At 35.8% G+C, this 10305-nt stretch carries 3 protein-coding genes; 2 read left to right on the forward strand and 1 reads right to left on the reverse strand.

The features are described from left to right. Positions 1-287: 287 nt before the first annotated feature. Entirely contained in the window at positions 288-6161 is a 5874-nt protein-coding gene (locus M983_RS06825) for an inverse autotransporter beta domain-containing protein (RefSeq protein WP_066749038.1), read from the forward strand. Between the two features lie 180 nt (positions 6162-6341). On the opposite strand, the gene uvrA is transcribed toward M983_RS06825, so the two are convergent. Next, positions 6342-9176 carry an excinuclease ABC subunit UvrA gene (gene uvrA, locus M983_RS06830; RefSeq protein ID WP_066749042.1) on the reverse strand — a complete coding sequence of 945 codons (2835 nt, stop codon included), beginning with the start codon at positions 9174-9176 and terminating at the stop codon, positions 6342-6344. Between the two features lie 251 nt (positions 9177-9427). Here uvrA and ssb1 point away from each other — a divergent pair, with 251 nt between their 5' ends. After that, positions 9428-9955 carry a single-stranded DNA-binding protein SSB1 gene (ssb1, locus tag M983_RS06835; RefSeq protein WP_066749048.1) on the forward strand — a complete coding sequence of 176 codons (528 nt, stop codon included), beginning with the start codon at positions 9428-9430 and terminating at the stop codon, positions 9953-9955. The last annotated feature ends 350 nt before the right edge of the window (positions 9956-10305 follow it).

A 10305-nucleotide genomic window follows, 5' to 3' on the forward strand; every position in this document is an offset into this window, starting at 1 on the left:
TACTCTTATTACGTAACTTTCTTTTAATTCAACAACTTAATTTTATTTTTTTATTATTTTCTCTCTATTTACAATTATCTTAATTATATTTAATTGAGTAATAAAAATAATATTTTTATATTTTATTAATATTAACTATATATTTAAACGATAAATGGTTTATGATTTATGATAGGTAACAAATTATCTCTTTCATCTATCTTATATTACGTAATACTCCGTAAATATCATGTATAGATTAATTTATCAGAAATATACGATTAGTAATTAATAAAAGGCTTAACAATATGAGCACGTTGTTAGTAGATAAACTAAGAAAAAAAAAGTTTATCTCATACTTATTAGTATTTACTCAATTTACATTTCCAGTAGCATTAACAATAACGCCTGCAATAGCAGGAAATTCTGATCAATCAAAAATAGAAAAAAAAGATTATTCAAATAATGAACGGTGGTTGGCCCAACAATCAAGTCAAATTGGTTCAGTATTATCAAGTGATAATCCCAGTGATTCCGCAACACAATTTTTAATTAATCAAGCTAATAGCGCAGCAAACCAAGAAATAGAAAGTTGGCTTGGTAAATATGGTAAAGCGAGAGTTAATCTTGGATTAGATAAAAACTTTTCATTAAAAAATACCGAAGCCGAAGTCTTTATCCCTTTTATAGATAGAGAAAATTATTTGATATTTAATCAGACAAGTTTTCATCGAACGTATGATCGTAACCAAGGTAATTTAGGTTTCGGTGCTCGTATTTTTGATGCTAAACAATTGGCTGGTTTTAATACATTTTTTGATCATGACTTTACAGGAAACAATTCACGTTTAGGTTTCGGTTTGGAGTATCGTCGTGATTATTTATCTCTTAGCTCAAACTACTATCAACGTCTTAATGGATGGAAAGATTCCAGTATTGTTAAAGGCTATGATGAACGTCCTGCTAATGGTTGGGATATCCGCTCACAAGCCTATTTGCCAATTTATCCTCAATTAGGGTTTAAAGCTAATTTTGAACAATATTATGGTGATGATGTTGATCTTTTTAATGACTCATCAAATCGTCAAAAAGACCCATACTCTATTACAGCAGGTATAAACTATACCCCAGTTCCGCTTATTACCGTAAACGCTGAACATAAAGCAGGGAAAAGTGGTGTAAATGATAGTTATATTGGAATGAATATAACTTATCAATTTGGTTCAAGTATCAAATCACAGCTAGATCCACAAAATGTCAATCAAATGCGTTTACTTGCTAATAGTAAATATGATTTTGTTGACCGTAATAACAATATTGTTTTTGATTACAGAAAACAAATCGAAATCAGATTAACAACACCTAATCTCATTGAAGGTTATAGTAACCAACAAAAAACGGCGAATATCAGTGTAACAGCATCAGAAGGTTTAGATCACATTGATATAAATGCAAATGACTTTCTGGCAAATGGTGGACGTCTTGTAGCACTATCACCTGAGCAATATTTAGTTTATATGCCAAGTTATAATGATAGTGAGAATGGTAATAATACCTACTTTATTACTGCCATTGCCTATGATAAAAAAGGGAATTCATCTTCACTAGAAACAACAAAAATTGTTGTATTAAAAGATAAAACCACAGAAAAAGCCAAAATATCAGCGACACCAAAAGAAATTGCAACTAATGAGAGTTCTGTTATTACATTGCAAATTAGCAATGAAAAAGGTGAACATCTTAATTATCCAGATGCGGCAATTGTGAAAGATGCCGAAACTTCAGGGCAATTATCTAATACCGTTTATAATAAAGATAAAGGCGTTTATACCGCCAACTTTATAGGTGGAAATCCTGAAACAGCGGTGTTTTATGGTTATTATGACAGCTCTCTCCACCAAAATTTAAAAACTGAAGTTCAAGTAAAAGCGAAAGATCTCATTAAATATTCTCTGGAATTAAAAGCAGATGATAAGAAGATCATTCTCAATAATACAACAACATTGAGACTCGCAATTAAAGATAAAAGTGGTCAGTTAGTTAAAGTTGATGATGCTGATATTCTATTATACGACCATAATTCAGGATCAATTTCAGAAACAACCTATGATGAAGCATCAGGTTTATATATCGCAACCTTCACAGGAACGGCGATTGGTGATGCAACATTCCATCCTTCAATTAATGATAATTTAGATACAGAAACGACTGAAACAGTTAATGTTTCGACATTTGATCAACTAAAATTAGCTGCAGTAGAAAAAATGTATGTCGGGGATACAACTGTTCTTGATTTAACATTAACAGATGTCAATGGTAAGCCTTTTAAAGATGAAACAGCGGATATTAAACTGGCTACTGTAGATGGTTATACTGGTAATGGACAAGTTCAGCCACCTAGCTACAATAACTCAACCGGTACTCATCAAGTAAAATTTTATGCTACAACGCCGGGTCTTGTAAGATTTGATCCCTATGTACAAAACACACCTTATACTAGTGAATCAAAAGATATTGAGATTTTAAGCCTAGCGCAAAAGTATGATGACGTTAGTTTAGTGGCAACGCCAACAACCATTTTCCAAGGTGAAACATCGCAATTAAAAGCACAGGTGAAACAAGATCAAAAACCACTTGAAAATGGCAATGTACAAATTACGCTGCTTAATGGTAGTGGTACTATTAGCGAAACTAAACCTGTTGATGGTGAACCCGGCGCCTATACAGCAACGTATAAAGGCCCTTCTCCAACCACGGCTAATTTTGGTATTAACATCGACGATACACCAAATAACAATGCGAAGGCACAAGTCAATGTTCTCGGTGTGAGTGATGTTAAAGCAACGCTAGAAGCAAGCAAGGATAGCCTTGATCTACAAAATGGAAATAATAAGCAATCGGTCTTAACACTAAAACTAACCGATAAACAAAATAATCCTCTTAATGTTTCTTCTGCCATTATTGTTGAGAATCAGCCATATAAAGGAATGTTAGGTGATTCAATTAAACAATCTGACGGTGTTTATACTGCTCAATTTGAAGCGAATACGGAAGGTCAAGCTGACTTCTATGCTTATGCAAATAATATCAATTTAAATGTCTCTGCATTAATAAACATTACTGATAGCACACCGACAATTGATATAAATAAAGCCGCTATTGGTCCTAATCCTGCTGTTATTGAAAGTAAAAATGCAAGTGCACCAGCGGGTGATTATAGCTGGCGTAAATCACTGATTACGCTTAAATTATTTGATCAAAATGGCAAAGCATTAGATTTAGATACTAATGATGTTGATATCGTCATCAAAAATACGACAAACGGTAATGTATCTGATATTAAAAAAATTGCAGCAGGCGAATATACTGTCGATTATACGCCAACAGAAAGATCCAGTAATTATAAAGCAACGTTCTATGCTGTAATCTACGGGGTAAGACAAGAGTCTGTAACAACGTCTGTACAAGTAGAACCGCTTATCATTGCTAATGGTGTTAATTTAGAACCTTCACCAAATCAAATTCCAATTAATAAAACATCCACATTAACGGCATCTTTCTATGATCAAAATAGCCAGCCTATTGATATTAATGAAAATGTTGAAATTAAATTTAAAGATAGCAATTCAAACTCTCTAGGTACATTAAGCACAACCACAGGAAGTGGCTCAACATACTCTGCTGTATTCACTGGTAAGCAAAAAGGAACAGCTAATTTCCAAGTGTATGTTGGTGGTAAACTTTATGATAAGGGGAATAGTTCTACATCAGTCATAGTAGATGAAGTCTATGATGCAACGTTAGAAGCTAAGCCTAGTGATATTGAGACAAACGATCAATCAACAGTAACCTTGTCTATCTTCGATCATAACAATAAGAAGGTAAATGCAGGTTCAGATGTACAAATTATCTTGAAAAATCCAGATGTCGGTGTGTTAAAAGGTAATACAACGTTTGATTCAACTTCAAACACTTATAACGTGATATTTGAAGGTACAAAAGCGGGTGTTGCCCACTTTAGCCCTGTTATTAATGGACAAAATCATGATGAAAAAGGTACATCAGTAACCGTTACACAAGCGCCTGCGTTTAAAACCGCAGAAATTACCCCTGAAAAACCACAAGTCATGATAAACCAATCTGGATTGGTTTATTTAAAATTGATGGATAAAACCGGTAATGTCGTCAGTGCAGATAACGTTGTTATTAAATTACTAACCCCTGAATTTGGTAGCGTAAATAGCACTATACGAAACTCAGGAACAGGAATTTACCAAACAACATTTACGGGTGCTGATATTGGTACTGCGAAATTCATTGCAGAGGTAAATGGTACTGAATACTCAAACTTAACAACATCAATCAATGTTATTGAAGATCCAAATGCATTTTATGGTGCAACACTCACACCAAATCCATCTGACATTAAAGTTAATAACACCTCAGTATTGACATTAAAAGTACTAGATCGCTTAGGTAATCCAACGAAAGCCAAAACAGCGAATATTCTTTTAGATGATCCAAGCTACGGTAAATTAAGTAATACAACATGGAATGAATCTGCTAAAGCTTACCAAGCAACCTTTAGTAGTGTGAAAGTAGGTTCAGCGCCGTTCTCTTCTACTGTTAATGATAAAAATACTAACGTAACAACAAACGTTAATATCACAGAATCATTTGATAGTGCAAAACTAACGCCTAATCCTTCAGTTATTACCGTTGGAAATAAATCTGAACTAACACTGACCTTATATGATGGAACAACGCCAGTTCGCATCCAAGGTGATGATGTTCAAATTAACTTATTGAATAATCAAATTGGTTCTATCACTAATACTCAATTTGATGCTTCAAATACGCGTTATAAAGCAACCTTCACTGGTAATATAGAAGGAAACGCGACATTTAATGCATCAGTCAATGGTATTACTCGCCCGAATATTCAAGCTAACGTAAAAGTTAATAAATTATTTGAAAGTGCAACATTAACGCCTGATCCAGCAGAAATTGAAGTCGGTAATACATCACAACTGACACTGACCTTCAAAGATGCAAATGGTAAAAATATCAATGTAGGTAACGCCAACATTGTATTAGCTAAAGCAGGAACAGGGACTATAGGTGCAACAACATTTGATAGCACAAAAAATATCTACACAGCCACTTTTACAGGTAGCTATGTTGGTAATGTCGGTTTCCAAACCACAATTGATGGAAAAATTAATAGCGCCATTAGAACATCAGTTAACGTTACTGAAGTGAAAAAGCCTAATTATCAATTAACCATCAGTAGTGATCCAAAAGAAATACCGATTGGTAACGTATCAACCATCAAGCTATCTATTAAAAATGCTGAAAATCAAGATATTAAGCCTGACCAAGTTAATATCACAGCCAAAAATGGCAGTACTTACGGAACACTCGGTAAAACCGCTTATGACGCAACAAATAAGGTTTATTATGCTGAGTTTACAGGTGCAGTAGTCGGAACAGAAACGTTCTATCCGATTATTAATAATGAAATCTATGATGACACAACAACAACCGTTGCTGTTGAAGAATTGAAAATCGTTATGCCATCTTCCGTTATTCACTATACAGGTAATGATCAAATATCTTTCCGTGCAACTGAAGGCGTGCCTCATGTCGGAACTGAAATGGCGGAGTTTGAAGTTAACTTCCCAGGTTCTTTAGAGAACTACAGCTGGAGCTCAAATAACAGCAACGTTAAGTATGTTGGTCAAAATAATAAAGCGCGATTCCGCTTTACTGGTAATCCTGGGTTAGGAAAAGAGATAACGATAGTCGGAGTCTCAAAAACAAATCCTAATGCCCCTAAAGCAACTTATACCTTTATTTTAAATACATGGTTTGTTTCATGGCAAAGAAGTGCTATTACATACTCTCAAGCCGTTAAATATTGCAGTGATTTAAATGCAGCGGTTCCATTCCAAAATGAGGTTTATATTAGAGGCCAAGATGTTAATACACTCAAAGGTGAATGGGGCAATCTAATGCATATGCCAGCACCAAATACATGGGTCGGTTCTGCATTTTGGTTAGCAAATGACAGTGGTAGTGATAATCGCCATTATGTTATTCAACCAGGTAACAGTAATAGTGTTGAATTAGTCTCTAGTAATGATGGTGGCCGAAGTGCAACGTGTGTATTTAGAAAATAAGATATTATTCAAGTAGATTGCTTAGAGTGATATTTTAAATAATATAAAACCACCCGCTTAACGGGTGGTTTTTTACGTTGAGAGACAAAGACAACAAAAGGTAAGTCATAAAAAAACGCTATATAATATCTCAGTGATACAATATAGCGTTTTAAATAAATTATGATTATTTAAGAATAATCAATAACCACGTTCTAAAATAGGTTTTAGGAATTTAGCCGTATGAGAACCTTTAAATTCAGCCACTTTCTCCGGTGTTCCTGATACCAGAATTTCACCACCGCCACTTCCCCCTTCAGGGCCTAAATCGATAATCCAATCTGCTGTTTTTATTACATCAAGATTATGCTCAATCACAACAATTGTATTACCTTGATCACGTAACTGATGAAGAACGGTAAGTAATTGCGCTATATCCGCAAAATGTAATCCTGTTGTTGGTTCATCAAGAATATAGAGCGTTTGCCCTGTTCCACGTTTTGATAACTCACGAGCGAGTTTAACGCGTTGTGCCTCACCACCTGATAATGTTGTTGCAGATTGACCTAAACGGATATAAGAAAGTCCCACATCTATCAATGTTTGTAGTTTTCTCGCTAATGCAGGCACTGCATCAAAGAATTCTCTAGCTTCTTCAATTGTCATATCCAATGCTTCGTGGATATTTTTTCCTTTATATTTTATTTCTAACGTTTCACGGTTATAGCGCTGCCCTTTACATTGATCACAAGGCACATACACATCAGGTAAAAAGTGCATTTCAACTTTGATGACACCATCACCTTGGCACGCTTCACAACGTCCACCTTTGACGTTAAAACTAAAACGACCTGGCGTGTAACCACGAGTCCGCGATTCAGGTACACCAGCAAATAATTCACGTATTGGCGTAAATATACCTGTATAAGTTGCTGGATTAGAACGTGGTGTACGTCCTATTGGGCTTTGATTGATATCGATAACTTTATCGAAATTCTCTAAACCTTCAACATCAAGAAAAGGCGCAGGAACAATATTCGTTGCACCATTTAATTGACGCTGTGCAATTGGGAATAACGTATCGTTGATTAATGTTGATTTACCAGAACCAGATACACCCGTAATACACGTAAATAAGCCGACAGGTAATTTTAGATTTACATTTTTTAGGTTATTCCCTTTAGCACCTAAAATAGTCAGCATTTTTTCACGATCAATAGGAACACGCTTTTCAGGAATAGCAATACGACGCTCACCACTCAAGAACTGCCCTGTTAATGAATTGGGAGTGTTGATAATGTCTTCAAGTGTACCTTGAGCAACAATTTCACCGCCATGCACACCTGCACCAGGTCCAATATCAATAACATGATCAGCTGCGCGTATCGCATCTTCATCATGCTCAACAACAATAACGGTATTACCTAAATCACGTAAATGGATCAAGGTTTCAAGTAATCTATCATTATCACGTTGATGCAAACCGATAGAGGGCTCATCTAGCACATACATCACACCCACAAGCCCTGCACCTATTTGACTTGCCAAACGAATTCGTTGAGCCTCACCACCAGATAGCGTTTCAGCAGAGCGTGATAACGTTAAGTAATTTAATCCCACATTAACTAAAAATTTAAGCCTATCACTAATTTCTTTTAAGACTTTCTCAGCAATTTTCGCACGTTGTCCACTAAGTTTTAGATTTTGGAAAAAAGTCATAGCATGACCAATACTGTAATCTGCAATCTCAGGTAATGTGGTATTTTCTACATAAACATGGCGTGCTTCACGGCGTAAACGTGTACCGTGACAAGAAGCACAAGGACGATTACTAATATATTTAGAAAGCTCTTCACGTACCGCGCTAGATTCTGTTTCGCGATAACGACGCTCCATATTATTTAATACACCCTCAAAAGGATGATGACGAACAACGACATCACCGCGATCATTAGTATATTTAAATTCAATGTCTTCTTTACCTGAGCCTGATAAAATCACTTTTTGAATATTATCAGGTAAAGAATCAAAAGGCGCTTCTACATCAAAATGATAGTGTTCACCTAATGAACGTAACATTTGAAAATAGTAAAAATTACGACGATCCCATCCTTTAATAGCGCCACCCGCAAGCGAAATCTCTCTATTTTGGATGACAAGATTAGGATCAAAAAACTGCTGAACACCTAACCCATCACAGGTAGGACAAGCTCCTGCTGGGTTATTAAATGAGAATAAGCGAGGTTCTAACTCACTCATGCTATAACCACAGATAGGACAGGCAAAATTCGCTGAAAATACAGTATCTTCAGCTTTGTCATCATCCATATCAGAGATAACAGCAGTACCACCAGAAAGCTCTAGCGCCGTTTCAAAAGATTCCGCTAAGCGCTGAGCCAAATCTTCACGCACTTTAAAGCGATCTATCACCACTTCAATGGTATGTTTCTTTTGTAATTCTAATGGTGGTGGATCAGAGAGATCGCACACTTCACCATCAATACGTGCGCGTATATAACCTTGAGCGGCAAGATTATTCAGTAACTTAACATGCTCACCTTTGCGCTCTTTCACCACAGGCGCTAATAGCATTAAACGCTTGCCTTCAGGTTGTTCTAAAACGTTATCTACCATTTGGCTAACAGTTTGGGCGGCTAGTGGAATATCGTGATCAGGGCAACGAGGCTCACCAACTCGAGCGAATAACAGACGTAGATAATCATGAATTTCTGTTATGGTTCCCACTGTTGAACGTGGGTTATGTGATGTTGATTTCTGCTCAATCGAAATAGCGGGAGATAAACCTTCAATATGGTCAACATCAGGCTTTTCCATTAATGAGAGAAACTGACGTGCATAAGCGGATAACGACTCTACATAACGTCGTTGCCCTTCTGCATAAAGTGTATCAAAGGCCAGTGAAGACTTACCTGAGCCAGAAAGTCCCGTGATAACGATAAGTTTATCGCGAGGAATGACCAAATTGATATTTTTTAGGTTATGGGTGCGAGCGCCCCGTACTTCGATTTTATCCATGAATATATCCCGGATTGAGAGAGTCGCTAAAAATAAATAATCGGATTATTATTACACAAAACTAACTGAATGGATATACAGTATATAAAGTGAAATAAAATGACGATGTAAATCTGTCCTTTTGTGACAGGAAAATCTCGATGTTGTTCACAATTGATAAATTCATCACGTTTCATATTCAAATTTTAGCGTACGTGATAAACTTATTCGCTTATGATTTCAAAAAATTTACTTTCGCAGGAGTTCCTCACATGGCGAGCAGAGGCGTTAACAAAGTTATTCTTATCGGTAATTTAGGGCAGGATCCAGAAATCCGTTATATGCCAAGTGGTGGTGCAGTTGCTAATCTTACACTGGCAACATCAGAAAGCTGGCGCGACAAACAAACCGGTGAAATGAAAGAAAAAACAGAGTGGCACCGTGTAGTCATTTTTGGCAAATTAGCTGAAATTGCAGGCGAATATCTGCGTAAAGGTTCACAAGTTTATATTGAAGGCCAATTACAAACGCGTAAATGGCAAGATCAAAGTGGCCAAGATCGTTACAGTACAGAAGTTGTTGTGAATATCGGCGGTACTATGCAAATGCTAGGTGGCCGTGGTGGTCAAGATAATGCACCTTCTCAAGGCCAAGGTGGCTGGGGTCAACCACAGCAACCTCAAGCATCACAACAATTTAGTGGTGGCGCACAATCTCGCCCAGCACAACAACAACCAGCGGCAGCTCCAGCACCAAGTAATGAGCCACCAATGGACTTTGATGACGATATTCCATTTTAAATATTAAATTTTTATATAAAAATCAAATGACTAACTTGATACGTCAAGTTAGTCATTGTTAGATTAGTGTCCTTTCACAAACCAGACTTCTCCTTACACCTCTTTCATTTGAAAATATTCAAAAAAAGCTAATATTAGTCATTGTAAAATTCATATAATTAAACTTTATCGATTACATAATTATTTATAGTGAATTCTAGAATATTTACTAAATACAATTATTTAAGTATTGTGTATGTATCAATAATTATAAAATTAGTGATTTACAGAGAAGTATGGAAGCATCTGGATTTATTTTAGCAATTTTAAAATAATAATGTAATTTAAGCGTAATTAAAAAACATCTAAAA

Source organism: Proteus myxofaciens ATCC 19692, from assembly GCF_001654855.1.
In the GTDB taxonomy this organism is placed as follows: Bacteria; Pseudomonadota; Gammaproteobacteria; order Enterobacterales; family Enterobacteriaceae; genus Proteus; species Proteus myxofaciens.

Excerpts from the sequence above, each read along its gene's own strand:
- M983_RS06825 (WP_066749038.1), top strand. The coding sequence starts at position 288 with ATGAGCACGTTGTTAGTAGATAAACTAAGAAAAAAAAAGTTTATCTCA.
- uvrA (WP_066749042.1), bottom strand. The coding sequence starts at position 9,176 with ATGGATAAAATCGAAGTACGGGGCGCTCGCACCCATAACCTAAAAAAT.
- ssb1 (WP_066749048.1), top strand. The coding sequence starts at position 9,428 with ATGGCGAGCAGAGGCGTTAACAAAGTTATTCTTATCGGTAATTTAGGG.